Source organism: Microbacterium lacus (assembly GCF_044794305.1).
Taxonomy (GTDB): domain Bacteria; phylum Actinomycetota; class Actinomycetes; order Actinomycetales; family Microbacteriaceae; genus Microbacterium; species Microbacterium lacus_B.
This window is the reverse complement of sequence record NZ_CP084996.1, coordinates 2,528,239-2,553,610: the sequence shown is the minus strand read 5'-3', so window position 1 is coordinate 2,553,610 and position 25,372 is coordinate 2,528,239. Positions and strand designations below refer to the sequence as shown.

Sequence of the window (25,372 nt, the reverse complement as noted above, 5' to 3'; positions counted from 1 at the left end):
CGCTAAGTACGAGGGGAGTCACCAGCGGAAGAACTTGCGCAGGTCGACCGGGCTAGGATTCCGAAGACGCCTCAGCCCTCCCTGAGCGTCGAAGGGGGAGATTTCGTGGGGCGCTCGACCAACGAACCACGGCTGGCAGATCAACTTGCATTGGTGCTGCGAATGGCCGGTGCGAGCCCGGCGCGGTGGGTCACGGGCACTGTGGCGGGATCGATCGTGCTCGCCGCCCTCGACACGATCGGCGTCGCCGCGATGGTGCCGCTCATGCAGTTGGTCACCACTGGCGACACCACCAGCGGTGCGGCTGGCCTGATCTCCAGCGCGCTCGGCATCGACGACGCCCAGCGCCTGATCCCCATCGTCGCGGGGTTCGTTGCTGGCATCTTCATCGTCAAAAGCATCGCTGCGGTCGCATTCCGCTGGTGGCTGCTGGGACGCACTACTCGCATCTCGGCGCTCTCGTCGGTGGAACTCATGCGGCGCTACGTGCTCTCGCCGTACTCTGCGCACCGCTCGCGGCGCATGAGCGAGGTCTATCGCAACATCAACGACTCCACCACTCAATCCGCGAGCGTGCTGCTAGGGGTCGTGAGCCTCTTCACCGACGCGCTCATGCTCATCGCCATCACAACTGTGCTTGCGATCACATCGCCGCTGATCACGCTGTTCACTGTCGTGCTATTCGTGGTGCTCATCTTCGGCGTGCAGCGCCTTCTCCGCGCTCGTCAGAGCCGTATTGGAGAAGAGTTGTCCGAGGCGAGCCTCGAGAGCTGGCAGTTTCTGATGCCCGCGCTGGAGGGCTTTCGGGAGGCACGTCTCAGTTCGAGCGCGAATGTTTTCGTCGACGGGTTCCTTCGTGCACGTCTCCGTCGCGCTCACGCCTCACGGCTGCTCGGAGTCATCTCCGACGCACCGCGCTATCTGCTCGAGATCGGTTTTGTATTGGCGATCCTCGGCATCTCGGCGATTCTCTTCACGACCGGAACTCCGGCCGAGGCCCTGACCGTGCTTGGAGTGTTCGCGGCAGCATCGATCCGCGCGCTTCCGACCATGAACCGCTTATCGGCGAACCTCGTCACCATACGAACGGGCCGAGCTGGCCTCAATATCCTCACGCGTGTCATGGCCGAGCTCGAGTCCGGAGGCAGCCACAATGAAACGCCGGGAGCTGACACCGACTTCAGCGGTGACATCGATCTTCGGGAGGTCACCTTTCAGTACCCCGACGCGGAACGACCGGTGCTTGACAAGCTCTCGCTAAGAATCGCTCAGAACCGAACAACGGCCTTCGTGGGTTCGAGCGGCGCAGGGAAAAGCACGCTCCTCGACGTCATCCTCGGCCTTTTGGAGCCCACCGAGGGCGCTGTGCAATGCGGAGGCAAGCCGATCCTCGACGATCGCGCGGCGTGGTATCGAGGGTTGAGTGTCGTACCCCAAGACGTCTTCCTGATGAACACTACGGTGGCAGGCAACATCGCATTCGGGGTGTCAGCGAATGCAATAGACCATGCGCTTATCGAACGAGTGGTGCTGCTCGCACAGCTCGATGAACTGATTGCCGAGCTTCCTGACGGACTCGACACCGTCGTCGGTGAGCGCGGCGTGCGCCTTTCGGGCGGGCAGCGCCAGCGCTTAGGCCTCGCGCGCGCTCTCTACCGGCAGCCAAAGATACTTGTGCTCGATGAGGCCACATCAGCGCTCGACAACGCGACAGAGCACGAGATCGCCGCGACACTTGCCGGGCTGGGTGGCACGATGACGATCCTGATCGTCGCGCATCGTCTCTCGACAATCCGCGGCGCTGATGAGCTGGTGTTCCTGAAGGACGGTCTGATCGAGACGAAGGGCACATTCGAAGAGGTGCGCCGCGACAGTGCCGAGTTTGCTCGACTCGTAAAGCTCGGCGACCTCAGCTGAAGCCCTCAATCGCAACCCATCGTGGATCTAGTTGGTGCGCGTCGGTGCGGCCAGCACCCATCCGCCCGTGAAAACGAGGCATCACCACGATGGTGTGCTCGTGGACGACGTCAGCGATGTACGCGCCCCAATAGCTGAACGTGGAGTTCGCGCCGATGATTCGAGACGCGCCTGCGACTGTCAACAGATTCTCAAGCGGATTCGCGTCGTCGTATATGACACGAGCGATCCGGTCGCGAAAGAGCCCTCCCAGCTGCTCGCGACACCACGCGGGATCATCCGATACGACACGTATCTCGGACGCCTCGCCGACGTGATCGAGTGCGGCACCGATGTAGCCGGCCTGGTCGAACTCGTATTTCGCCCGATGATCCGTGTAGTAGTCGCCACGCCGCACGTTAATCACCAGAGTGTCATCGGCAAGCGGGATCACATGCGACACGAGAGCAGCATGTATGAAATTCGCTAACTCGTTGCGCTGGAAGTCGAGTCCGAATCGTTGATAGAGGTATTCGCCGTCCCACTCGCGCCGATCGCTGAAGCGGAGGCCCCCCTTGTCCACTGTCAACGCTTTCAGAGCGGGGAAGTCGACTAGCCACGGCGTCATGGCTGGAGCTGACAGAGCGAGCGTGGGCGAGCCGGCGGCGGTGCGCGAATGCGCGCGCAACCACACATAGAGCAGGTTTCCGAGCCGCAACCCGACACGGGGGGTCATGATCGCCGTGCGATCTCCGAACCGCGCGAGATCCACTCCCGTCGACCAAGTCCTCTGAACCCCGCCCACGACTCTCCGCTTAAGCCTGCCGAGGGTTCGCCTCGCTGGGAAACCCGTCATGCCGTTACCCTTCAGTCCTACGTATGCCAGCACGAGAGCTGGTACGCGATCGCGCCGCGCGAACCAACCCGGGGGGAGAAATCCAGAAGGCAGCCCACAGATCGGCCACTCCCCGCCACACGCGGCCAGCCCGTACGTGCGTTAGGGCGCTAGACAGGCCGTTCGACGCCGTGAACTCGGCGAAGCCCGCCAGGTTGCGCCTCAGAAGGCGCTCCTCAACGGGGCAATTGTCGGCACGTGCTGCGCGCATGTTGAGCGTGATCGCATCGCGTCCCCCACGCCACTGCACGCGCCAGTCGACGAGCGTAGCGTTCGCTCCATGACGCCGGTACTCGACCATCACGGCCCCAGTGGAAACTAGTTCACCGTGACGCACCATCCGGAGTGTGAGTTCAGTGTCTTCGGCAAAATACATGCCATCGGTGAACGCCCCAAACCTCTCGATCGCCCACCTGCGGAAGGAGAGCGTCGTGATTCGTGGGAGCGCCCCACTGCCGGCCAGGTATTGCCTGCTCGTCGCAGGCGGCGAGCTCCAAGATCCGCGACGCCGCCCCTGGTCGTCAATCTCGATTCCGTCGCCGTATGCACCGAGAGCGTCGCGCGACCGGGCGAGTGTCTCCACGGCACGCGCCAGGCGATCTTCGGGCCACACGTCGTCATCGTCTAGGAACGATACGACCTCTCCCGTTCCGCTCGCGATCGCCGCGTTTCGAGCGGTAGCCGGTCCGCCGGCAGGCAGGTGCACGACGACGACATCAGCGATGCCGGCCACGGCTTGCTCGATGTCGGTACCGCGTCCGGAGCCATCATCGGCGACGATGAGACGCCAACGCGGGTAGGTCTGCGCCTGCAGTGACCGAATTGCTGCCCCCAGGTAAGGGCTCACTCGGTTGGTGCACATCACCACATCGACGAGCGGCGCCCAGCTCACGGAATCGCCTCGGCGAACTCAGGCAGTCGTGCGATCCGGAATCGGGAGAACGGATCGCCCGCGAACGGCGCAATCGCGGCAGTCCGGAGGGGGTGCTTCGCGCGCCGTCGCCACATTTCAAGATCGGCCCCCCAGTCTCGCGTCGATGCGTAGCCCGATGTGAGACTCTTCTCGGCCATCTGCTGCTCGCTGCGCACCCAGCTCATGTGGATGATCGCCTCGCTAAGTGGCACGGTGGCGTGCACGTGAACACCATGCCGTTGCGCCGGATCGGTGTTCCATGCCGAAAGATCCACGCGGTGAAGCGGCGACGAACCGGCTTGCCGGGCGACTGTGAGCGTGGTGCCTGCTGCGACCACAACCGGGCCGGGATAGCCCGACTGACTGGTCCAGAATCGCCCGCAATGTTCGAGAAACGCACCGGATTTGGTGCGGGCGTAGATCATGCGCGCCGGGTACTCTAGCGCGGACGCGGCTCGACCTCGAGCCGCGTCGAGGTGGCGGAGGATCGTCGGAAACGACGGAACGATTTCATCAGTGTCCAGCTGGACGACCCAGTCCGCGCCGTCTGAGGCGGCGTCCAAAGCTGCCTGCCGCTGCATCGTCTCGGTCGCAATCACTGAGCGGCCGGTCTGAACATGGTCGCCCGGGAGTAGTCTCACTTTGAGGTCGGGATCGGCGCGCGCAATTCGAGCCAGCGACTCATCGACTGAGAGCGGATCTCCACTCCAAGAGCGCTTGGACCGGTCAAACGACACGACGATCCGCTCGACATGGTCATAGTACGCGCCGATGCTGTGCTCGATCCATGCCGGGTCTCCCGCCAGCACGTAGGCATGCAACTTCACGGCGATTATCCCCGCCGGACGATCGTCGGTCGAGCAGCGACGGCGGCTACGCCGCCAGCAATTGTGCCGACGACGAGAATTGCCGCGCGGCGCAAACCGCCGGCCAGACCCCTCAGCTTCGCACCAATTCCTGCACGCTCGCGATCCCGAAGTGCTCGCACTCCACCTCGCACCTCGCGAAGTGTCTGCCGCCCCACAGTGAGGACATAGCGGCGCAGGTGTATGTCGCGCCAGCCCAAAGTCGTCGCTAGCAAGACGACGTGATTGCGGGCGCCATAGTAGTGATATCGCGAATCAAATCGCTTCCCTTTGGCGTAGTCACCGGCAACGTGATGAACCACCGCTTTGGGCGCATAGACCACGCGTAGCCCTGACTTGCCAATCCGCAAAGCGATGTCCGCGTCCTCGCGCAAACATGTTCCGGGATAGAGTTCTCGAATTCCGCCCAGCGCGCGAATCGCGTTCAGCCGCACCGACATGTTCGCTCCGAGCATGTGATCCACGTCAAGGTCTCGCCCGGGATCTGCGGCGAAGTTTCCGGTGAGTCGACCGTCCGGAAGCAGCAGCCCAATCTCGCCGATCCCCTCGGCCGCTTCACCTTCTCGCCCGTTGAGCGCACGACCCCCGACCGCTCCCACCGACGGGTCTGCGTAGGGCTTGAGCAACTCCTCTAGCCACTGCGGCTCGGCGTACGCATCATCGTCGATGAAGGCTACGACGTCGTCGGTCAGATCTTTGATGCCAATCGCCCGCGACGTCGACAGCGTTCCGGCGCCCCGTTCGTTTCGTCGGTAGTCGACATTTGCAAACCCTCGTACGACGTCGCGCGTATCCGTCTCGGGCGATGCGTCGACCACGATGATTCGCTGGGGTCTCAGACTTTGTGCCTGCAGGCGTGTCAGACACTCTCGCACGAACTCTGGTCGTCGGTATGTTGCGACGACCACCGACGCGATGACCGACGGCGCGGAGGATTGGTTGTTGGCACTCATCGTGTCGATCTCACCACACCTGCGGCGTTGCTGGGGACGCGAGCGTCGTCGACGAGGGAGCGAACCCCTCGGACGGCTCGGACGGCACGAACTGACGGCCCCCAGGAAGGAAGGCCACTTCCTCGTCGCCACCCGCCGTCACGCGTAGCCTTCAATGGCGATCCAGCGCGGATCAAGCTGGTAGGCATCGGTACCGACAGACGTGCGCGCATGAAACTGCGGCATGACAATCTCGGCATCGCCCTGGAGTACGCACGCGACGTACGCCCCCCAGTACGAAAACGTCGAGTTCGTGCCAATGATCTTTCGAGCGCCTGCTACGGCGAGAAAGTTCGCCTGCGGATCGGGCGGGGCGTAATCGACTTCAGCTGCGGCTGCCGTCAAGTCGCCTCCCAGTTCGGCACGGCACCATACATCGTCATCGGAGACGACCAGAATGCGGGAGGCCCCGCTGACCCTACCAAGCGCATCTCGAATGTATCCGACTTGGTCGAACCCAAATCGCGCTTCGGCTGCGGCGTCTGCGAAATAGTCACCGCGGCGCACATTGATCACGAGCGCGCCTGATCGGTCGACCGGAATGTGCGGCCCGAGCACGTCCGCCACGAACGTTGCCAGCGCCTCGCCACTGAAGTCACGGCCGAAGCGCTGATAGCGATAATTGTGATCCCACTCGCGTGCATCGTGAAACCTGATATCGTCCGACGCGATCGTCAGCGCCCGCAAGGCCGGAAACACCTCGAACCACGAAGCCATATGTGGGGCTTCTCGGACGAGCGTGGGTTGTCCTGACGCCGTGCGGGCGTGCGCTTGTAGCCACACATACAACCAGTTGCCGAATCGAAGACCGACCGGCGGCGTCATGATCACGGTGCGGTCGCCGCGGCGCAACCCGTCCGCTGCAAGACGAACGCCCTGGCGGGCTCGCCAAGCGAGGTGCTCGCGCGCTCGCCGAGACACGTTCTCAGTCATCACGCGGGGTGCCCGGAGTAAGGCCAGCAGCGGGCACGCAGACGCCGCACGCTCTCGCGACTCACCGACTGTCTCCCGACCCAAAGACTCCGCCTGGAAACCGAGCGGCGTCGGGGAAAGCACACTGCAACTTCTGCCCGGACTCCCAAAGCCCGTCCACGACCCGTTCGACGGTGGCGGGTGACGCAACACCCGCGTGCGCGATCATGTCCTCCAGCGTAGTCCCCGACGTGAACGGCACATGCCTAGTGGTGCCCGGGGTAATGACCGCCTCGTAGTCGGCGAACTTGAAATCGCCCTGCTCGTGTGGCGGGTCCAAAGACGTCCAGACGGCCGGGATGCCGAGTGCGTCGGCGGTGACTAGCCCGTGGAGGGACGTGGTCACGATTGCCTCACAGGCGCCGATCTCGGCCACCGCCCGCGGTGCCGACTGACGCACATCGATGACGCGAGCGTCCTCGCCGCTGCCGAGAGCAACGAACTCGGCATTGCTCCGATGGTGCAGTCGTGGCACTACGCCAACCCGCCAGCGCGGTCGCCCTCGGCGGACGAATCGGCGCACCAGCAGTCCCGGGTCGCCAAGCACGGTCTCTGCGTGTGCCCCGACGAGGTCTCGCGTGAGTGGTCCACGAACGCCGAGAATCGTGGCGTTCGGCAGCGGGTGGGCAGTGGGGTGAATCAGCCCGCTGCCCCAGACGACGCCGGAATAGTCATGGGGCAGCATCCCGAGAATGCTCCCGACGGCGGCGATTCTCGATTCGGCTGGGCGCCGGTGCACGGGCAGTACACCGAAACGCGGAAGCAGCCAGCGCGTCAGGTCATCGCCGAAGTTCGCCTCACCCACCCACCAGGTTGCAGGCACGATCACGCCTCCGCGCCAGAGTTGCGGGTTTGTCGCCGCCGAAGCGAGATGCGAGATGCGTCGTGCGCGGCGACGGACCGGACTCATGTACCCCATCGGTCTAGTCAACTAGACTTCCGGCGCTTCACCGCTCGCATAGTCTTACTGCGTGACGCGACGCCCGAGGCTTTCCTTTGTCACCGTCCCGCACGCAGTTCGGATGGGGGCACAAAACTACGCCGAGCAGATAGCCGTCCGCACCCCGCAGGCGCTGAAAGCAGCGAGTGCCCTCGACTGGGGGTTCCGTCGACTCGACATACGTTCTCTGCGGAGCGAGCTCGCGGGCAACCGGCGGTTGCCGATCGCGAGAGTTGCGCGCGCCCCCGAACGTGTGCGTCGCGCCATCGGTCGAGCTCTGTACGCGGGTGACCGCGTCACTCATCGAACGAGCCTCGAACTGCCTCCGGCGCCCGAGGGTGATTGCGTGACATTGCACGATGTCATCGCATGGCGTTTCGCCGACGAGTCGGCGCCTGTCGCTGCCGCTCAGTCGGAGTTGCGTCGAGCGGCAGCGGTGATCTGCGTGTCCGAGTTCACCGCCAACGAGGCCTACGACCTGCTAGGCCTAACGAATCTTCACGTCGCCCACAACGGCGTGGAATCTCGGTTCTTCCACGCGACCCCGTTCGACGCACACGCGCTGGCCCGGTACGGAATCACTCAGCCGTTCGTTCTTCACGCCGGTGGGGCTTCAGCGCGCAAGAATCTTGATGCTCTCGCCGTCGCGTGGCCTCGCGTGCGTCGCGAGCGACCCGACCTGCAGCTCGTGCTGTCGGGCCCCCCTCACCCACGGCGGGAATACCTGTTCCGCCGCCTCACGGGCACCGTTATAGTCGGGCACGTACCCAACGACGATGTGCCCGGCCTTGTCGCCGCTGCAAACGCCGTCGTCGTGCCGTCTCTGTACGAAGGCTTCGGCCTTCCCGTACTCGAAGCCATGGCTGCTGGCGTTCCCGTCGTCGCAGCAGCAACCAGCAGTATTCCCGAGGTGGCTGGAGACGCCGCCATCCTGGTTGAACCCACCGGCGCCGGAATCGCCCAAGGCCTGTTGGATGCAGTCTCATCAGACGATGCGGTCGCGGACTTGGTTCGCGCCGGCAAGACACGCGCCTCCGAGTTCACCTGGGAGCGCTCCGCTCTGGAACATGCCCGGGTCTGGGCATCCATCGGATCGTGACAGCACCGATGCTCGCTTTCATCACGTCACTCCGGCATCCTCACAACAGCGCAAACTGCGCGCTTCAGCGCCAGGACTCTGCCGAGCTCTCGGTATGGGTCGTGGGCAACGAACGACCGCAGCAGGTGACCGGGAGGAGTGAACAGCGGTCCGTGCTGCCCAGCGGCCGCGCGTTTATCGAACGGCTCCCCTCCGACGGTGCTGAATCTGCACCGCATCCCCGCTACTAGCGCCGTCAGGTCGTAGCCGCGAGGAAGGGATACCGTTTCGAGCCGACCAAGATCCCGGGGAGCCGGGCGAGGCCGCCCTGCAAGTCGATCGTTAGACGTGAGACAACGTCGGGGTCAGGTGTGCGCGCCCAGCGCGTCAGGCCTGCCAATGTTCCCCCAACGTGGAGCGCAGCGCGCCTCGAAACCCCGGGCGTCACCGCGGACTCATAGTCGCGAAACTTGAAGTCGCCCCCCTCGAGCGGTGGATCGAGCGTGGTCCAGACCGCGGGAACGCCATACGAGTCGGCGGTGACGAGGCCGTGCAGCGATGTCGTCACAATCATTTCGCACGCGGCGATCTCGCGCACCACCTGCGCCGCGGAGCGATGCACGTCGATCACGTGAACGCCAGCGCCCGCCTCGCTGATCGCGGTACGCAAACCCACGTGCGACACGTGGTGCCCGTGCGGCACGACCCCGACACGCCAGCGAGTCTTTGGCCGCGGAATGTGGAGCGCGACAAGTAAGCCCGGATCCCCCAACGGCGTTGACGCCGGAGCGCCGATCAGGTCTCGCGTCAGCGCGCCCCGCACCGCCAACACGTGTGCTCGGGGAAGTGGTCGCGCGACCTCACGGATGAGTCCGCTGCCCCAGATCGCACCTTCAAAGTCTTCAGGCACGAACTCAAGGATGCTGCCTACACCGATGAGCTGCGCATCGCGCGCACGGCGATAGACCGGGACGAACCCATACCGCGGAAGCAACCACGGCGTTAGGTCGTCGCCGAAGTTCGGATGACCGTCCCACCAATGCGCCGGGATGACCAGACCCTGCCTGAAAACCCCGGGCACGGCCGCGGCCTGTGCGTATCGACGCGCCTGGCGCAACCTCCGCCGGATCGGGTGGTGGTACTTCATCACGCCTCAGTCTCCTCGGCCCGCGCGTACAGACCGAGATAGCCCTCTGCAGCCGCGCCCCACGTAAACGCCTCGACCCGCCTGGCTCCCGCCGCGGCGATCGATTCGCGCAGCACAGGGTCGGCCGCGACCGCGTCGAGCGCGCGGGCGAACGTTGCCGACTCTTCTGGATCAACGACCACAGCATCAATACGGTCCCGCACAGGGGCGCCGACGCGGCGAGTCACGATCAATGGGGCCGACGCACGCCACGCCTCAAGCACAACGATCCCGAACGACTCGACACGGCTCGGCACGACGACAGCGAGCGCTGAGGCCATCGCTGCGGCGACCTGCGGCGACTGCAGCATCCCCACGAAACTGACCCGATGTGAGATGCCGAGTTGTTCAGACTGTTTCGTGAGCGAGCCGCGTTCCGGCCCGTCGCCGATGACGACGAGGCGCGTATCAATCGCGGTCTCAGTGCGCGCCAATGCCTCAAGCAGCAGATCGAAGCCCTTCGTACGGCCAAGTCGACCCACGGTCACAAACGTGCGGCCATCGATCCCCGGCAGTGGCGCCGCCGGAACGATTGTCAGGTCTACGCCGTTCGCTACGACGTCACCATCGCTCAACTCGAAGCGGGTGCGCAGGTCGTCGATCACCATTGCGGAGCAGCCGGTGACGATGCTCGCCCGCGATAGCGCCGACCGCAGCCCCCGTCGGAGGAGTGCCGACTTGTCGAAGACGCTCGCGTCATCGGCGAACGTCTCCCCATGCGACGTCACCGCGAGCGGCACGCCCGTGCGTCGGTGCAGCGCCAACGCATACAACCCGTTCGGCCCGAAGCACTGCACATGAAGGAGGTCTGGCCGAAACTCGCGCATCGCGCGCCTCCACCTGCTCCAGGCCGGTGGAAAGCGCCACACGAACCGCGTCATTGCGCCCACAGACCGTGCGGGGAGCGGTGCCGGAAGGTAGCGCACCGTGATGCCGCCGACCTCACGAATGCCCAGGTGCTCTCCGCGGTCAACCGTCCACACCTCGACGGCGATGCCGCGCGCGGCGAACTCTCGCGCCACTTGACGCACATGCTCTTCGACACCACCGACGTGCGGATGAAACGACGACGCGACGAGAGCGACGCGGTTCACGGCTCGACGACCACTCTGCGACAAACGACGACGCTCAGCTGCGGTTGCTGCGCTCACGACGAGGCGCGCGCGCCTTCGCGGCGGCGGCGGGGCTTTCGTTTGTCTTGGGCGCATGGTCGACGGGGCTGTCGTCGCTACGGTAGTCGTACGTGTACTGCGTGGCATCGAGACCGCGTAGCGGCACCTTGTTCAGCACGATCCCGAGCGCCCGACCACTCGCTTTAGCGAGCGTCGCCAGAGACTTCTCGACAAGGTCGATCGTGGTGCTGCCGTGACTCACAACGAGAAGTGCGCCGTCTGCCTGGTGAGTGAGCACAGCGCCATCGGTGACCGGGAGAAGCGGCGGGGCATCGATGATGATCGTTGCGTACCCCGAGAGATCGGCGAGAATCGAGCGCATTCGTTCCGACCCCAGCACTTCGCTCGGATTCGGCGGCACGCTCCCCGCAGTCAACACGAAGAAGTTGTCCACACCCGCGGCGCGCTGCAGGACGTCGCCGAGTTCGGCTCGCCCAGCCAGAACGTCGGTGAGCCCGGCGCCACTCGGCAACCCCATCGTCTTTCCGACCATCGAGCGACGCAGATCGCCATCGATCAAGACCACGGGTTGCCCACCAGCGGCGACGGTTGTCGCCAGATTGCACGCCACGGTCGACTTTCCGTCGCCGGGCAATGGACTCGTCACCACGATCACCCGGGGGGGATTGTCGACGTCCATGAACTGAAGGTTGGTGCGCAACGCGCGCATACCTTCTGAGATCGCGAACGACCCGTCACTCGTGCCCTTGCCTTCCGACGGGATCAGTCGACGCCCTTGAGCAACGCTGACCGCGGCAGGGATAGACCCGACCACGGCGACACCCGTCTTGGACTCGATGTCTTCCGCCGAACGTACGCGACGATCCGAAGCACTCCTGATGAGGGCGAACGCGACACCGAAACCGAGGCCAAACAGCCCGCCGACGATGAGCGCCGACTGAACGTCGGGGAACACGGGTGACGAGGGCAAGGATGCCGAGCCCCCCAGCGTAACCGTGACTTCAGACGAACCTGGCGTTCCATCGCCTTCCAGTTCATCGATCTGCGCCGCCATCGCACGCACCCATGCCTCAGCCAGGTCTCGAGCCTCGGTCGGCGACCCTGCCTGTGCGGTCACACGGAGAATGACTGTCTGAGGTGTGTTCGTCACGGTGACTCGGGGCGCAAGAGCCTCCGGCGTAGTGGACAGGCCAAGGTCCTCGATCGCGAACTCGGCCACGCCGCGCCACGTGCCGATGTCGATGTACGACGCCACTTTCGACCGCGCGACCTGGTCGCCCGTGATCGAAACAGCAGCATCTGTCGTATTTCGTGACTGCACGAACCCACTGGCGGACGCCTCATACACAGGTGTCTGAAGCGCTGACCACCCATAGCCCGCACCGATTCCGAGCACCGTCATCAAGACGATCGCAAACCAGTGACGACGTAGCCCGCGGACGTAATCTCGCAGATCCATGGGCCCCCCGACGCCTTATAACGCTCGTGCGGTGACGCCTAGGCTGCGTCTCGAACACTCACCATGCTATGCCACGACGCGCCCGACCCCGGCTTCCTGGGGACGCAGTGACGAGTCTCGCGCCACCGCCCGCACTCCGGGCTCGCCGCGCTGCGATTCGGCGTGCGCCATCGCACCCAAGCAAAGTCCGGCGATCACGAACGGCACCGACACCTGCGCCGCCACCCAGAAGAGGTCGAACTGAGCCTGCGCGATGCGGCTGAAGACCACGGCGAACGCCAGGGTGCCAAATCGCGGATCGATGCGCCAGAGCACGACGAGAATACCGATCCACATCACAATGAAGGCGGCGAGGCCGAGCACCCCCGTCGAGGCGAGCACCTCCAACTCGGCTTGTGGGGGCTGGAAGTTGGAGTATGGGTGATCGGTCCAATAGCGCAATCCATGGCCAAACCATGGCGAGTGCTTCCATAGCGCGTAGACCTCACGCAGCCAGTCGAGGCGTTGAAAGAACGAGTTGTGCTGGTTTTGCGAATCAATCTGTTCGATGACAGTGCTCGCGACGAGAATCAGCGCCGGGATAGCCATCAGAATGATGAAGATCGATCTGCGCCGCATCTCGCCTCGCACCGCGATGACGAGGGCTGCCACCACGAGTCCGATGAGCGCCTGTCTTGATTGGGTGAGCAGAACACCAACCACCAGCAACCAGAACGACAGCCAGCGCCATCCCTTAGCCCATCCGAGCCAGCCGGGATTGACGTACGCCGTGATCGCCATGAATCCCATGAGGGTGCCGGCGGCATTCTTGTGCATCGGGAGCGGCCACCGCGGGTACACCCCGGTGAAGTCGCCCTGAGCGAAGTTGAGAATCGCAGTGACGATCGTGCCGAGCGCGATGATGCAGGCCGCACCCAACATCAATGAAAGTGCCGTGCGCGCGCGCCCAGACGCGCCGATCGCCCATCCCACGATCAGCGCGCCCGAAATCAGCAGCCACGCATGGAACCATTCGACGGTATTGGCGACGTACGGATTCACGATCACCGTGAATAACGTCACGAACTGGTATGCGAGGTTGAACCACAGCAACTGCCGCATCGGCCCGCTGTAGGGCCGTTGCCCGAGTAGCACCGCCACTCCGAATGCGGCGGCGAGCGCGGCATCTGACACCGAGAGGTCAGTCGGACCCAGACCGACACGCTGAACGACGAACAACGCCGGCATGGCTAGGAGCGGTATCGCCAATGCGTGACTACCCGTGGCAGCGGCTCCAATGACGAGCACAGCCAGCACCGATGCGGTTACGATTCCGCTTCTCTGCCCCGCTTCGAGAAGGAAGTATGTCGCGATAATCGCGCCTGCTGCGAACAGCACCCATCGCCACGCGCCCGCCCACCACTCTGCAAGCCGGCTCGTCGAAGGCACCCTGCGCGACATTAGCGGCGCCATTGACCCTCCCCGGCTGATTTGCTCAAGTATCGCAAATCGCTCGGCTCAGAGGTCCCCGGGCACGAGGATTCCGGCCGCCACCAACTGGGAGACGAATTCCGCGACCACTGCGCGAGCCTCGTCGGGCACTGCGCCGTCCATCAGTTCGGCGACCCGATCGGGGACCGATTCGCGGGCTCCTTCGAGCGCGGCATCCCAGATGAGCCGCGCCACACCGTCCAACACGGTGATCGGCCCATCGGGAAGGAATGCAATGTAGACGGTGTCCGCCGACTCCACGAGCCCCAGTGATGGTGCTGGCCGCAGCACGGTCATGATCGAGACCGATCGCGCGCCGCGTGCCACAATTCCGCGATTGCTCGCTCCGGCCTCGCGAAGAACTCTCGCACGACCTCGCGCCTGGTCGGAGGCCGGCCGAGCACGTGTCCGAGGCGGTCAGAGTTCACTAGGGTTGCTCGCGCAGCAGTGCGGAGCGAACCCATCAGGGTCGGCTGCGCCCGAACCCGCCCCCACCACTCCGCGGCTCGTGAACCGCCTTCGGTGACTGTCTTCCACAGGAGATAGTCACGTTCATGTTGGTGGTCATCGAGTCGTCCCGTGGCCGCCGCGAACGCCACCGGGCAGTCGAGATCGACCACGAGTGCGGCGATGGCCCCTCGATGGTCGAGTGATGCATCATTCCAGGCGGCGGCGAGGTCACGCGCTCCGCGCGCAGGCGACCGAGCCGAGTTGAGAATGAGGATCAGCGCTTGGGCCGTCACGTGGGGAACTGCACACGGCACCCCACCGAACTCGACCACACCGCCACCGGCAGACATCACCGTGAATGCGCGGTCTGCGTCGCAGCGGATGCCCGGAAACGATCGGTGAAGATCGAGGTAGCCCCAGATGTCATGAATGTAGGTCTGTGCATGGCCGAAGGGAGACCCGCTATGGAACGTGCTGTAAAGCTGCCAACCGTGCGCACGCAAGACTGCATCCAGCGCTGCAACATGCGCAGGCCTCGTGAGAACGTCGATGTCGCTTCCGGGGTCGGCTGCTGGCCGCAACGACAGGTCGACCGCGTCACCCTTAATGTGCAGGAGGTCGGCCCCCGCGCTGTCGGCAAGCGTCTGCACGGCGGCTCGGCCCAGTCGCAGGCGCACCGCACGGGGAATCTTCACCACGTCGACTTCACCCATGGTCAACTACTGCAGTGCGCTCGTCAGACGAGCCAGGTTGTCGAGCACGGTCGAGCGCAGGGGCTGCTTCTCCCACTCGGCCAGCGTCAACTCGCGGCTGAGATCGCGGTAGCCCTGCTCGACCTCGCGCATGTCTCGGACGAACTCCTCGCCCCGGACGAGCATGGAGACTTCCATATTGAGACCGAACGAGCGCATGTCCATGTTGCTCGACCCGATGATTGCGGTCTCATCGTCGATCGTCATCGACTTCGAGTGCAAGATGTATGGCCGTTGGTACATCCAAATCTGTACGCCGGCACGCAGCAGCGCCTCGTAGTACGACCGCTGCGCGTGATAGACGAGCGCCTGGTCGCCCTCTTCCGAGACGAACAGTTGCACCTCGATCCCCCGCTGGCACGCGGTCGTGATCGCGAGGAGCAGTGCTTCGTCGGGCACGAAGTACGGGCTCACGACGATGATCTTGCGCTGAGCTGCGTAAAGCAGTCCCGCGAAGAGCTTGAGGTTGTTCTGAAACTCGAATCCCGGACCGGACGGGATGATCTGGCAGTCGAGGTCACCCGGGCCGGACCTGACCGAGAACAGGTCGATCTCGTCGCTGAGCACCTCGTCGGTTTCGCTGTACCAGTCGCTCAAGAAAACCGCATTGACGGATGCTACGACCGGGCCCTCGACGCGCACCATGAGGTCGACCCAGTGCAGGCCGCGCTTGATGTTCTTCTTCAAGTTGTACGTGGAATCGGTCACGTTCTGCGAGCCCATGAACGCGACGGTGCCGTCAATCACGAGCAGCTTGCGGTGGTTGCGAAGGTCGGGACGCTGGTACTTGCCCTTGAACGGCTGCACCGGCAACATCAGGTGCCACTCCGCGCCCATGGCGGTCAGCCGCTTGAGCGTTTGCTTGTAGTAGGGCTTTCCGCGGTTGGCCCAGTGGTCCAGCAACACCCGCACCGTCACGCCGCGAGCCGCGACCTCCTCGAGCGCCGCGAAAAAGTTGTCGGTCGCGGCATCCGTCTGCAAAATGTAGAACTCGACGTGAACGTAACGCTCCGCCGTACGGATGCCCTCCGCCATCGCATCGAGGGACTGCTGGTAGTCCGAAATGAGCCGCGCACCGTTGTCGCCAGCGAGGGGCATCGCGCCGAGGTTGCGGTTGAGGGTCACGAGCGAGGTGAACCAGGCGGGCGCATGCGGCCGGAGCGTACCGAAGTCGAGGTGCTCGCTCGTCTCGCGGATGTACCCGTTGATCTGCTCTTGCTTCTTGCGTCGCTTGCGTGGGAGTCGCGGATTACCGATCAGGAGGAAGAGGAAGACACCGATCAGCGGAATGAAGTAAATGGCCAAGAGCCAGGCCATCGCCGCGGTGGGACGGCGATTGCGAGGGACGATGATGACGGCTGCGATACGGATCGTGAGGTCGGTGATGAACACCAGAACGAGCCACCAGGTGGCGTCGAAGGTGATGTTGATCACTGCTCGGCCGTGTCAGCGCGCGGCGGGAGCCCGAGCTTCGCGCGCTCTTCGACCTCGATCCGCGCGTACTCGCGACGCTCGTTGCGGTCGGCGCGGATGACACTGCGCAGGATGTAGAAGAACAGCGCGCTGACGACGACGGTCGGCAGAAGCGACCACAGCACCGCACCCCAGTAGCTCTCCATCCCTAAATCATACGTTCAGCCAGGGTCCTCTCCCCAGGCACGGGATTCTTCCGAAATTGCCATCCCCGCGTGATCCCGCGATTTCGTGGGTGCGCGCGACGGCACGCTCTCTTCATGACCACCACAGTGAAAGCCGCATCGGCGGCTGAGTTCCTCTCCCTCGTCCCCCTCATGCTGGGCTTTCGACCCAGTGACAGCCTCGTGCTGATCCCCTTCGACGGGTCGCGCAGTCTCGGCGCGATGCGCGTCGACCTCCCGCGCCCTGACACGGACGAGTCCGATGCGCTCGAGAGCGCAGCATCCACTCTCCTGGGCATGATGTGCCGAGTCCCGCATGCCGACGCGTTCGCGATGGTCGTCTACACCGACGTTCGTTTCGCCGACGAGGGCGACGCCCCGCACCGGCGGCTCATCCAGGCGATGCAACGGCATGCGGATGCCTGTGGCGTCCGTGTGAACGATGCGCTGTGCGTTGCACCCGACGCGTGGGGTTCGTACCTCGACCCGCTCTCCCCCGATGCCGGGCACCCCCTCTCCGAGATCGGGTGGGAATCGAGCGACCTCGATCTTCCCGAACCGGACGCCGACCAACGCGTGGGCGCCGAGCTTCCTGAGGTCAGCGCGACTCAGCGCGAGTCTGCAGAGCGAGCGTTCCGCGCCTTCGCGAGCGCGGTAGAGATCGTTTGCGGTCCGGATGCTGCCACCACCGCATCCTCCGCCACCAACTCCGCAGCAACGCCCGACAACGACGACCACCGTATTGACCCGCAAGCGCTCTCTGTCGTCTGTGAGCTCGATGATCTGCCCGAACTGTTCGAAGGCGCGCTGAGTTGGAACCCGGTGTCGCTCGCGCCCTACGAGGCCGCCCTCCTCGGGTGGTGCCTGGCTCGCCCCGCGCTGCGCGACATCGCACTGGTGCAGTGGAGTGACGGTCTCGAAGTGGGCGACGACGCGCTCGATGCTCAGCTGCGGTGGGAGGCGGGCGAGGAGTACCCGACGCACCTCGCAATGCGGATGTGGGGAGAGGGAGAACCACCTGATGCCGACCGGCTCGTGCTCGCGCTCGACCTCGTGCGCCACGTCGCTGCGATCGCGCCCCGCGACCTCCGCCCTGGCGCCCTCGCCGCCGCAGCGTGGCTCTCGTGGGCACTGGGCCGCTCGACCCATGCTGAGCGCTACGCGCACCAAGCGTGCGAAATCAACCCTGAGCACGGACTGTCGGAGATCGTGCTTTCGTTCGTCAGCGCCGGGCACCTCCCCGACTGGGCGTTCCGCCCGCGTCCTGCGCGCAGGATCGCTAATTGACCAGCGGCAAGGGGGAGATCACTTGACCAGCGGGACCAGGGAGATCACTTAACGAGCGGGAAAAGGATAGTCTCGCGGATGCCGAGGCCGGTGATCGCCATCAGCAGGCGATCGATTCCCATGCCCATACCCCCTGAAGGCGGCATGCCGTGCTCGAGCGCGCGCAAGAACTCCTCGTCGATCGGCATGGCCTCGAGGTCGCCCCGAGCGGCGAGCTTCGCCTGCTCGGTGAAACGCTCACGCTGCACGACCGGGTCGACGAGCTCCGAGTACCCGGTCGCCAGCTCGAAGCCGCGGACGTAGAGGTCCCACTTCTCGACCACCCCGGCGATCGAGCGATGCTCGCGCACGAGCGGGCTCGTATCGAGCGGAAAGTCCATCACGAACGTCGGGCGGGTGAGCCCGGGCTTGACGAAGTGCTCCCAGAGCTCTTCGACGAGCTTGCCCGGCGTGGCGTGCGGGGGCAGGTCGACCCCGACCTCGCGGGCAAAGGCGACCAACTCCTCGAGCGAGGTGGCGGGTGTGATCGAGCGTCCGGATGCCTCGTTCAACGAGTCGTACATCGAGATACGGTCCCACTGGCCACCGAGATCGTATTCGGTCCCGTCCGCCCAGGTCACCGTGGTCGAGCCCGACACCGCGATCGCCGCGTTCTGGATCAGCTCTTGGGTGAGGTCGGCGATGCCGTTGTAATCGCTGTACGCCTGATAGGCCTCGAGCATGGCGAACTCAGGGCTGTGGGTCGAGTCCGCGCCCTCGTTGCGGAAGTTGCGGTTGATCTCGAACACCCGGTCGATCCCACCGACGACGGCCCGCTTGAGGTACAGCTCGGGCGCGATGCGCAGGAAGAGCTCGGCATCGAACGCATTCGAGTGGGTGACGAATGGGCGGGCGGATGCTCCACCGTGCTGCACCTGCAGCATCGGCGTCTCGACCTCGACGAAGTCGTGGGAGGTGAACGTCTCGCGCAGGCTCGCGTTCACCTTCGCCCGCGCGAGAACTGTCTCACGCGCCCGATCGCGGACGATCAGATCGAGGAACCGGCTGCGGACGCGGCTCTCTTCGCTCAGCTCGCCGTACATGTTCGGGAGCGGGAGGATGGCCTTGGCCGCGATCTGCCACTCGGTCACCATGATCGACAGCTCACCGCGACGGCTTGAGATGACCTCACCGCTGACGAAGACGTGATCTCCGAGGTCGACGAGGTCCTTCCAGGCCTGCAGAGACTCTTCGCCCACCGAAGCGAGCGACACCATGGCCTGGATGCGGCTGCCATCGCCGGACTGCAGCGAAGCGAAGCAGAGCTTGCCCGTGTTGCGGCTGAACACGATGCGACCGGCGACGCCCGCGGTTACACCGGTCTCGGCGCCGGCTTCGAGCTCGCCGTACTCGGCGCGAAGCGCCGGGATCGTCGTCGTGATCGGCAGGGTGACGGGGTACGCACCACCCGAAGCATCCGCCCGCTCATCGATCAGTCGCTCGCGCTTGGCGAGTCGAACGGCCTTCTGCTCGAAGATGTCTTCTTCAGTGGGCTCGGTCGTCTCGGGCGCGCCGGCGGGCGCGGTCGTATCGGTCATGCGTGGGGCTCCTCGGAAGTCGGCACCAGTCTATCGGCGGGCGCCTGGACGCTTTCGGGATGGCTCAGTCGTCGAACTCGTCGTCGAGGTCGGGCACCTCGGGTAGCTCGGGCTCGTCGCGCGCGCCGGCCGCGGTCAAGGCGTCCTCGATCGTCGAGTGCACGAGCGCGGAAAGGTACGAGCCTGGAGCGGAGACACCCGCTTCGCGGAGGAGGGATGCTGCCTGCTCGACGATCGACTGCGAGAACGTGGTCGCCGTCGCGATCGCCTCGGCGTACGTCGCGCGGTCGGCTTCAGCGACGACGAGAGGCTCGCAGCCCATCTCGACCGCGAGAGCCTGGGCGATGGGGAGCACCGGTGCCGAGGCGGTAACCGCGGCGAAGGCATCCTGCAGTCGGCGCACATCGATGGACGACCCCGAGAAGGTGATCGCAGGATGGACGGCGAGCCCGATCGCACCCTGCGCCACAGCGGGCAGCAGGACATCAGTGCCGTAGGCCGGGTCGGTGTGGAGGACCAGCTGCCCCGGTTGCCAGGCACCGGTCTCGGCGAGGCCCGACACGAGCGGTGCGAGCTCGCCGTGCGGTACAGCGATGATGACCAGCTCGCTGCGGCGCACGACCTCGACGGCGTCGAGGATCGGCACCCCGGGAAGCATCGACTCGATCCGCTCGTCGTCGGACCCGTGTGTGATGGCGACGAGGGCGTGACCCGCCCCCGCAAGTGCGGCGCCGATGACCGGGCCGACTTTGCCAGCTCCGATGACTCCGACGCCGAGGCGTCCGTCGCGGTTCACGAGCGAGCCTCGGGCGATGCGTCGACCGGCGGCGCGTAGGTCCGCCACGGCTCGTCAACGACGGGCGGCGTTTCGTCCCCTTCCCCCGCCCAGCGGTGCGTACGGTCACCCGCGGTGGCCGAGATGACTCCGGCTTCGGTCTTCTCGAAAACGTCGAGCGCCGCCGCACGATCGACGATTCCGAGTTGCCCGCTCACCCGGCCCGCGATCGTATGCGCGTGCAGGTTGGCGACACCGAGCGCCCGGTCAATCGGCCCCTGAGTCAGGCCCACACTCTGAAGGCGGGCAAGCGGGAAGATGGCGAGGGTGCGCCAGATGAGCCCCTTGCGAAGCAGGAGCGCTTCGGGCGAAAGAAGGTATCCGTTGCGGCGCCAGGACAGCAGCCGGAACAGCCGTGCGCGGCGCGGAGTGTTGACGAACGGGTCATCCTCCGTCGGCCCCAACAGGCCATGCGAGAAGACCAGCGGCCATTCGTGCTCGGGAAGATCGGGGAGGAGGAGCCGCAGCACGCGCTCAACATCGGCGCGGGTTCCCACCGGGAGAACGCTGGCGAATTGGTCGGTCGAGGTATCGGTGGGCCCGCGGCCGGAGAGCCGGTTCACGTTGATCGCCCACCACCCGGCCTTACGCCACAGGATGGACTGCGACACCTCCACGGCGTGCAACCGGCCAGGCGGAAGGGTCTCGGTGATCGTCGTGAAGAGTCCGAAGGTAATGCGCACGCCGCTCGGCGTCGGTGCGATCGAGTAGCGCAAGGCGCGGGTGATGCCCCGCACCCAATACGCCCCGAAACCGATCACCGCGGGGATCATGCCGAACAGCAACCAGGGCGTGCCGACGATCGATCCGACGATGATCGCGGCGATCGCGAGCAACAGGCCGATGGTCGAACCGCTCAGCAGATGCGAGCCGATGAGCCTGCCGACCGGGATGTGCACGACCGACTCGGGCTCGCTGATCGGTTCTTCGACACCGTCGATGATCTCGGTGAGCCCACCGGTCACGATGGCTGCGGCGCCCGACAGCCGCGAACCGGGGGTGGTGGCAGCATCCGCCCGCGCATCCCCCAGCCGCGCACCCGACGCAAGGCGCAGGATGTCTGCCCGCACCTCTTCGGCATTGGGAGTCGAGAGGTACTCGAGTTTGACGTTGGAGTCCAGGCCCGCCCCGACGACCTCGAGCTTGGCCATGCCGAGCAGGCGCGCGATCATCGGCCGGGTGATGTTCACACCCTGAACGCGGTCGAGCGGCGCGCGCCGGTGCGTGCGGAACAGCACTCCCGAGCGCACTTCGACATCGTCACCCGTGATGCGGAAAGTGTGGAAGCGCCACGAGACGTAGAAGAGCGCGACGATCAGCGCGACGAGCACCAGCACGCCGACCAGCGCGATGACAATGAGATCGTTGACGATCACGAATTCGATCGGGTCGCTCGGATACTCCCCGTTGTAGTCCTCGTCCAGCATCCCCGGCACGAAGCCTTCGATGATGCGGTCGCGCAGGTTCGCGATGACGATGCCAGCGACGATGACCAGCACGAGCCCTCCGCGCAGCAGCGGAGTGAGCGGGTGCAGGCGATGCCACTCTCCGTCACTCAGCGGCGAGCGCGTCAGCGCGCGCGGAGGCGCGGTGTTCGGAGTCGGCGACGGCGACGGCGACGGCGTTGCAACGGGAGATTCGTCGAACGGCGGGATGCTGCTCACAGGCCGGTCCGTCGGGTCTCTGCGACATCGATCAACGTGTCACGCAGGCTTTCCGCAGCCTGCTGGGTCAAGCCGGGAATAACGACTCCCGTGGATGCGGCCGCCGTGACGAGCTTGAGTTGCGCGATGCTGAAACCACGGTCCAGCGGGCCGTGGGTGATGTCTACGAGCTGCATGCGACCGTAGGGCACCGCGACGACGCGCTGCCAGAGGATCCCCCGGCGAAAGACGAGGTCGTCCTTGCGCAGTTGATAGCCGTAGGAGCGTGCTTGTCGCGGGGTGATGACGATGGTCCAGATGAGTATGGCGCTGATAATCCCGCCGGGGATCCACGCCCACGTCTGCCCGAACGCGAGCGTGAGCACAAGCATCGCGGTCACCACGATGGCCAAGACGAGCCCCGAGCTGATGAGCTGCACCCACACATACTGCCGAGCGAGTTGGTGCCAGGTGCCGTCGCCCAGCGGAAGTCGGCTCGCACCTCGCGGCTCTTTCACCCGGGCGAAGGTGCCCTCGTCCAGAACGCTGGGCTCGCTCGCCTCAGCGACGGTCCCCTCAGTGGTGGTGGGGGGAATCGAGCTCGGGTTCGTCGGTTCCGAGTTGAGGGTCATCGTCATCCTTCCGGATTGTGCAGAGGTGCTCGGCAACGAGGCCGGCCACCACAAGAAGCGCACCGCATACGGCTGTCGCGATGATGGGCCCTAGCGAGCCTACCGACGGCGGAACCGGCCGTGAGAGCAGGAAGACCGCCAACCCGACGCCAAAACCTCCGAAGAGTGCGCCGATGATGCTCGAGGCCTTCGCGAGAACCGCGACCCGCAGTGCCCAGAACGGGTTGATCGGTGCGCGAGCAGTGCCGTGCGTAGCCCGGCGGATCGGGATCGCCAGGGCGACGACAATCACGCCCAGCGCCGCAGCGAAGAACGGCAGCGTCAGCGTGGGCGTGAAGGTTGGTAGACGAGCGCTCGTAAGCAGTTGATCGAGCAGAAATCCCGCCGCGACACCGATGACAGCGGCCGTGATCAGGATGCTGGGTCTCGTGCGTTTCACGAAGACTCTCGCAGTCGCGCGAGCAACTCGTCGACGCGCCCGACCCCCGGCACTTCGGCGTCGGGGTCGACTTCGAGCCACGGCACGAGGACGAAATCACGCTTGTGGGCTCGCGGGTGCGGAATCTCAAGCGAGGGGTCACTGCTGTGCACATCGCCGTAGGCGATGAGGTCGAGATCCAGGGTGCGGTCATCCCACCGCTCACGCCGTTGCCGGCCGTGGCGCTCCTCGATTGCGTGCAGATAACGCAGCAAGACCGACGGCGCGAGACGCGTGGTGACGATCGCCACGGCGTTCAGGTACGTCGGTGCCGAGGCATCCGGTCCATCGGGCTTGACCGCGATCGACTCGACGGCATTCGACGAACGCACGTCGTCGACCAGCGGCAGTCGGCGGAGCTCTTCGACCGCAGCGACGAGCGTGTCGGCGCGATTGCCGAGATTCGCCCCGATCGCGATGACGGCCTCGGTGGCCGGGTGATCGCGACGCTCGGCACCGTCGTGCAGACCCTCGGCGAGCCGGCGGTTCATGCGCCGAACCCCGCCGTGCGGACCTCGGCGGCCATGCGGCGAATCGTGACGCAGACGTCTTCGAAGGGCACCGTGATCGGCGCTTCGGGCTTGTGCACGGTGACGGCGATCATCTGCACGTGGGCGCGGGCGAGCAGGTCATCCGCGATCCGCGCCGCGAGCGTCTCGATGAGGTTGACGGGCTCACCGCTGATGAGCTCGACGATTCGCTCGGCGACCTCGCCGTAGTGCACCGTGTCGACGACGTCATCGGTTTCGGCGGCACGCGCTGTGCGTACGTAGAGCGTGACGTCGACGGTGAAGTACTGGCCGTCGCGCTTCTCGTCATCGTAGACGCCGTGGCGACCGAACCCGCGCACTCCCTTGAGCGTGATCTCGTCCATCATGTCCATCGACTCTCTCCCTTCCAGTGGCCCGCGATGGTGAGCGCATCACGGGTATCGGCAACGTCATGCACGCGCACGCCCCAGGCGCCGGCGCGCGCGGCGAGAACGCTGGTCACAGCCGTGGCCAGATCGCGGCGATGCTCGTCGATGTCGACATCCCCATCGGGCGCGAGCGCCTCGGCGAGAAACCGCTTGCGGCTCGTGCCGGCCAGCACGCGCGGACCCATCCCGGTCAGGCGATCAAGCCCGCGGAGGACGGCCCAGTTCTGAGCCGCCGTCTTTGCGAACCCGACACCGGGATCGATGATCATTCGCGCGGGAGGGATGCCGGCGGCCGCTGCCGCACGGATGCGCTGTTGCATCTCAGACATCACCTCGGTCACCACATCGCCGTACTCAGCCTGGGCATACATGTCGGCGGATGGCCCCCGCCAGTGCCCCAGGACGACATCCGCGCCGGTCGAGGCGACCGCGGCGAGAAGATCGGGATCAGCGAGGCCACCCGAGACGTCGTTGATGATGCGTGCGCCAGCACGGACCGCAGCCACCGCGGTCGAAGCATTCATTGTGTCGATGCTGACAATGGCACCCGCGTGGGCGAGCGCTTCGATGACCGGAAGCACGCGATCTTGCTCGATCGACGGGTCGACGCGCTCGGCACCCGGCCGGGTCGACTCGCCACCGACATCGAGCACGTGTGCTCCCTGAGCCTGCAACAGGAGCCCGTGCGCGATGGCGACATCGCGATCAACGAAGCGTCCGCCGTCACTGAATGAGTCGGGCGTCACGTTGACGATCCCCATGATCACCGTCATCCTCGCCCCAGCAGCGCAATCAGTTCGGCACGAGCCGCCGGCTCGGCGAGCTCTCCACGCGCGGCGATCGTCAGGGTCGACGCATCCGTCTGTCGCGCTCCGCGCATCGTGACGCACTCGTGCGACGCGTCGAGCACCACCAGCACTCCTCGCGCATCGAGCGACGTCGCGATCACATCCGCGATCTGCTCGCCCAGACGCTCCTGAACCTGCGGTCGTGACGAAAGAATCTCGACGACCTTCGGCAGTGCACCGAGCCCCACGACCTGCTCGCCCGGCAGGTAGGCGATGTGAGCGAGACCCCGGAACGGCAGCAGGTGGTGCTCGCAGACGGACCGGAACTGGATGCCTCGCAGCATGACGGCTCCGGACGGCAGAGTCTCGGGCGCAGGGCCGCGAGAAACCGAAATCGTGTGCGCGAGCGGTGCGGACGGGTCTTCGCCGACACCCGCGAAGAACTCGGTGTAGGCATCCGCCACGCGGGCCGGGGTCAAGGTCAGACCCGGGCGATCGGGGTCCTCCCCGATCGCCTCGAGCAGTTCGCGTACGAGCGCGGCTACGCGCTCACGGTCGACGGCCACGGGCCGAG

Annotated in this window: 26 protein-coding genes; 3 read left to right on the top strand and 23 right to left on the bottom strand. The window is 65.4% G+C overall.

Annotated features, from left to right (window positions below; translation table 11 throughout):
- Positions 1-105 precede the first annotated feature (105 nt).
- Complete coding sequence (locus LG299_RS12205) at positions 106-1,917, top strand: ABC transporter ATP-binding protein (protein ID WP_404430586.1); 1,812 nt, start codon at positions 106-108, stop codon at positions 1,915-1,917.
- Here the strand turns inward: LG299_RS12205 and LG299_RS12200 are convergent.
- From LG299_RS12200 to LG299_RS12175, 6 genes are all read right to left on the bottom strand, one after another.
- Positions 1,910-2,632: an alpha-1,2-fucosyltransferase gene (locus tag LG299_RS12200; protein WP_404430584.1), complete on the bottom strand. Its 723-nt coding sequence runs from the start codon at positions 2,630-2,632 to the stop codon at positions 1,910-1,912. The two genes, LG299_RS12205 and LG299_RS12200, sit on opposite strands and share 8 nt — an antisense overlap.
- Positions 2,633-2,756: 124 nt before the next feature.
- A complete protein-coding gene (locus LG299_RS12195; protein ID WP_404430582.1) occupies positions 2,757-3,683 on the bottom strand; it encodes a glycosyltransferase family 2 protein in 927 nt (308 codons plus the stop codon).
- Complete coding sequence (locus tag LG299_RS12190) at positions 3,680-4,531, bottom strand: hypothetical protein (protein ID WP_404430580.1); 852 nt, start codon at positions 4,529-4,531, stop codon at positions 3,680-3,682. Before LG299_RS12190 ends, LG299_RS12195 begins: the two co-directional genes overlap by 4 nt.
- Before the next feature lie 5 nt (positions 4,532-4,536).
- Complete coding sequence (locus LG299_RS12185; protein ID WP_404430578.1) at positions 4,537-5,523, bottom strand: glycosyltransferase family 2 protein; 987 nt, start codon at positions 5,521-5,523, stop codon at positions 4,537-4,539.
- A 138-nt stretch (positions 5,524-5,661) separates the two neighbouring features.
- Entirely contained in the window at positions 5,662-6,279 is a 618-nt protein-coding gene (locus LG299_RS12180) for an alpha-1,2-fucosyltransferase (protein WP_404430576.1), read from the bottom strand.
- Positions 6,280-6,556: 277 nt separating this feature from the next.
- Positions 6,557-7,453 (bottom strand): polysaccharide pyruvyl transferase family protein, encoded by an 897-nt coding sequence (locus LG299_RS12175; protein ID WP_404430574.1) that lies wholly within the window; start codon positions 7,451-7,453, stop codon positions 6,557-6,559.
- 103 nt (positions 7,454-7,556) lie between these two features.
- On the opposite strand from LG299_RS12175, the gene LG299_RS12170 reads away from it, so the two are divergent.
- On the top strand, positions 7,557-8,573 hold the full coding sequence (locus tag LG299_RS12170; protein WP_404430572.1) for a glycosyltransferase: 1,017 nt from the start codon (positions 7,557-7,559) through the stop codon (positions 8,571-8,573).
- A 235-nt stretch (positions 8,574-8,808) separates the two neighbouring features.
- Here LG299_RS12170 and LG299_RS12165 read toward each other — a convergent pair whose 3' ends face one another.
- The 8 genes from LG299_RS12165 to LG299_RS12130 all read right to left on the bottom strand — a co-directional run bounded on the left by LG299_RS12165 (position 8,809) and on the right by LG299_RS12130 (position 16,621).
- Positions 8,809-9,699 (bottom strand): polysaccharide pyruvyl transferase family protein, encoded by an 891-nt coding sequence (locus LG299_RS12165; RefSeq protein ID WP_404434877.1) that lies wholly within the window; start codon positions 9,697-9,699, stop codon positions 8,809-8,811.
- Positions 9,699-10,832: a glycosyltransferase family 4 protein gene (locus tag LG299_RS12160; RefSeq protein WP_404430570.1), complete on the bottom strand. Its 1,134-nt coding sequence runs from the start codon at positions 10,830-10,832 to the stop codon at positions 9,699-9,701. Before LG299_RS12160 ends, LG299_RS12165 begins: the two co-directional genes overlap by 1 nt.
- 34 nt (positions 10,833-10,866) lie before the next feature.
- Complete coding sequence (locus LG299_RS12155; protein ID WP_404430568.1) at positions 10,867-12,330, bottom strand: polysaccharide biosynthesis tyrosine autokinase; 1,464 nt, start codon at positions 12,328-12,330, stop codon at positions 10,867-10,869.
- Between the two features lie 66 nt (positions 12,331-12,396).
- The gene (locus LG299_RS12150; RefSeq protein WP_404430566.1) at positions 12,397-13,758 is read right to left on the bottom strand and encodes an O-antigen ligase family protein; all 1,362 of its coding nucleotides are present in this window, start codon (positions 13,756-13,758) and stop codon (positions 12,397-12,399) included.
- Between the two features lie 69 nt (positions 13,759-13,827).
- Positions 13,828-14,097: a PqqD family peptide modification chaperone gene (locus LG299_RS12145; RefSeq protein ID WP_404430564.1), complete on the bottom strand. Its 270-nt coding sequence runs from the start codon at positions 14,095-14,097 to the stop codon at positions 13,828-13,830.
- Positions 14,094-14,963, bottom strand: a complete 870-nt coding sequence (locus LG299_RS12140; RefSeq protein WP_404430562.1) for a 2-nitropropane dioxygenase — start codon at positions 14,961-14,963, stop codon at positions 14,094-14,096. The genes LG299_RS12145 and LG299_RS12140 overlap by 4 nt, the downstream gene beginning before the upstream one ends.
- Before the next feature lie 6 nt (positions 14,964-14,969).
- Complete coding sequence (gene cls / locus LG299_RS12135; protein WP_404430560.1) at positions 14,970-16,436, bottom strand: cardiolipin synthase; 1,467 nt, start codon at positions 16,434-16,436, stop codon at positions 14,970-14,972.
- Complete coding sequence (locus LG299_RS12130; RefSeq protein ID WP_404430558.1) at positions 16,433-16,621, bottom strand: hypothetical protein; 189 nt, start codon at positions 16,619-16,621, stop codon at positions 16,433-16,435. Before LG299_RS12130 ends, cls begins: the two co-directional genes overlap by 4 nt.
- A gap of 114 nt (positions 16,622-16,735) precedes the next feature.
- Here LG299_RS12130 and LG299_RS12125 point away from each other — a divergent pair, with 114 nt between their 5' ends.
- Complete coding sequence (locus LG299_RS12125; RefSeq protein ID WP_404430556.1) at positions 16,736-17,926, top strand: DUF4192 family protein; 1,191 nt, start codon at positions 16,736-16,738, stop codon at positions 17,924-17,926.
- 44 nt (positions 17,927-17,970) lie between these two features.
- Here LG299_RS12125 and lysS read toward each other — a convergent pair whose 3' ends face one another.
- The 9 genes from lysS to folE all read right to left on the bottom strand — a co-directional run bounded on the left by lysS (position 17,971) and on the right by folE (position 25,364).
- The gene (lysS, locus tag LG299_RS12120; RefSeq protein WP_404430554.1) at positions 17,971-19,503 is read right to left on the bottom strand and encodes a lysine--tRNA ligase; all 1,533 of its coding nucleotides are present in this window, start codon (positions 19,501-19,503) and stop codon (positions 17,971-17,973) included.
- A gap of 64 nt (positions 19,504-19,567) precedes the next feature.
- Complete coding sequence (locus tag LG299_RS12115) at positions 19,568-20,299, bottom strand: DUF2520 domain-containing protein (RefSeq protein WP_404430552.1); 732 nt, start codon at positions 20,297-20,299, stop codon at positions 19,568-19,570.
- Positions 20,296-22,002 carry a PH domain-containing protein gene (locus LG299_RS12110; RefSeq protein WP_404430550.1) on the bottom strand — a complete coding sequence of 569 codons (1,707 nt, stop codon included), beginning with the start codon at positions 22,000-22,002 and terminating at the stop codon, positions 20,296-20,298. The genes LG299_RS12115 and LG299_RS12110 overlap by 4 nt, the downstream gene beginning before the upstream one ends.
- Positions 21,999-22,613, bottom strand: coding sequence for a PH domain-containing protein (locus LG299_RS12105; RefSeq protein WP_404430548.1), 615 nt, complete (start codon positions 22,611-22,613; stop codon positions 21,999-22,001). Before LG299_RS12105 ends, LG299_RS12110 begins: the two co-directional genes overlap by 4 nt.
- A complete protein-coding gene (locus tag LG299_RS12100) occupies positions 22,558-23,052 on the bottom strand; it encodes a DUF3180 domain-containing protein (RefSeq protein WP_404430546.1) in 495 nt (164 codons plus the stop codon). Before LG299_RS12100 ends, LG299_RS12105 begins: the two co-directional genes overlap by 56 nt.
- On the bottom strand, positions 23,049-23,582 hold the full coding sequence (gene folK, locus LG299_RS12095; RefSeq protein ID WP_404430544.1) for a 2-amino-4-hydroxy-6-hydroxymethyldihydropteridine diphosphokinase: 534 nt from the start codon (positions 23,580-23,582) through the stop codon (positions 23,049-23,051). The genes LG299_RS12100 and folK overlap by 4 nt, the downstream gene beginning before the upstream one ends.
- Positions 23,579-23,974: a dihydroneopterin aldolase gene (gene folB / locus LG299_RS12090; protein WP_404430542.1), complete on the bottom strand. Its 396-nt coding sequence runs from the start codon at positions 23,972-23,974 to the stop codon at positions 23,579-23,581. Before folB ends, folK begins: the two co-directional genes overlap by 4 nt.
- Positions 23,965-24,783: a dihydropteroate synthase gene (gene folP / locus LG299_RS12085; protein WP_404430540.1), complete on the bottom strand. Its 819-nt coding sequence runs from the start codon at positions 24,781-24,783 to the stop codon at positions 23,965-23,967. Before folP ends, folB begins: the two co-directional genes overlap by 10 nt.
- A complete protein-coding gene (gene folE, locus LG299_RS12080) occupies positions 24,780-25,364 on the bottom strand; it encodes a GTP cyclohydrolase I (RefSeq protein WP_404430538.1) in 585 nt (194 codons plus the stop codon). The genes folP and folE overlap by 4 nt, the downstream gene beginning before the upstream one ends.
- Positions 25,365-25,372: the final 8 nt, after the last annotated feature.

What these genes read in the sequence shown, in the direction of transcription:
- LG299_RS12125 (WP_404430556.1), top strand. Translation starts at nt 16,736, where the DNA reads ATGACCACCACAGTGAAAGCCGCATCGGCGGCTGAGTTCCTCTCCCTC.
- folK (WP_404430544.1), bottom strand. Translation starts at nt 23,582, where the DNA reads ATGAACCGCCGGCTCGCCGAGGGTCTGCACGACGGTGCCGAGCGTCGC.
- LG299_RS12155 (WP_404430568.1), bottom strand. Translation starts at nt 12,330, where the DNA reads ATGGATCTGCGAGATTACGTCCGCGGGCTACGTCGTCACTGGTTTGCG.
- LG299_RS12180 (WP_404430576.1), bottom strand. Translation starts at nt 6,279, where the DNA reads ATGGCTTCGTGGTTCGAGGTGTTTCCGGCCTTGCGGGCGCTGACGATC.
- LG299_RS12140 (WP_404430562.1), bottom strand. Translation starts at nt 14,963, where the DNA reads ATGGGTGAAGTCGACGTGGTGAAGATTCCCCGTGCGGTGCGCCTGCGA.
- LG299_RS12200 (WP_404430584.1), bottom strand. Translation starts at nt 2,632, where the DNA reads ATGACCCCCCGTGTCGGGTTGCGGCTCGGAAACCTGCTCTATGTGTGG.
- folB (WP_404430542.1), bottom strand. Translation starts at nt 23,974, where the DNA reads ATGGACATGATGGACGAGATCACGCTCAAGGGAGTGCGCGGGTTCGGT.
- lysS (WP_404430554.1), bottom strand. Translation starts at nt 19,503, where the DNA reads ATGACCGATACGACCGCGCCCGCCGGCGCGCCCGAGACGACCGAGCCC.
- LG299_RS12165 (WP_404434877.1), bottom strand. Translation starts at nt 9,699, where the DNA reads ATGAAGTACCACCACCCGATCCGGCGGAGGTTGCGCCAGGCGCGTCGA.
- LG299_RS12130 (WP_404430558.1), bottom strand. Translation starts at nt 16,621, where the DNA reads ATGGAGAGCTACTGGGGTGCGGTGCTGTGGTCGCTTCTGCCGACCGTC.
- LG299_RS12145 (WP_404430564.1), bottom strand. Translation starts at nt 14,097, where the DNA reads ATGACCGTGCTGCGGCCAGCACCATCACTGGGGCTCGTGGAGTCGGCG.
- folP (WP_404430540.1), bottom strand. Translation starts at nt 24,783, where the DNA reads ATGACGGTGATCATGGGGATCGTCAACGTGACGCCCGACTCATTCAGT.
- LG299_RS12185 (WP_404430578.1), bottom strand. Translation starts at nt 5,523, where the DNA reads ATGAGTGCCAACAACCAATCCTCCGCGCCGTCGGTCATCGCGTCGGTG.
- LG299_RS12105 (WP_404430548.1), bottom strand. Translation starts at nt 22,613, where the DNA reads ATGACCCTCAACTCGGAACCGACGAACCCGAGCTCGATTCCCCCCACC.
- LG299_RS12175 (WP_404430574.1), bottom strand. Translation starts at nt 7,453, where the DNA reads ATGGGGTACATGAGTCCGGTCCGTCGCCGCGCACGACGCATCTCGCAT.
- LG299_RS12170 (WP_404430572.1), top strand. Translation starts at nt 7,557, where the DNA reads ATGGGGGCACAAAACTACGCCGAGCAGATAGCCGTCCGCACCCCGCAG.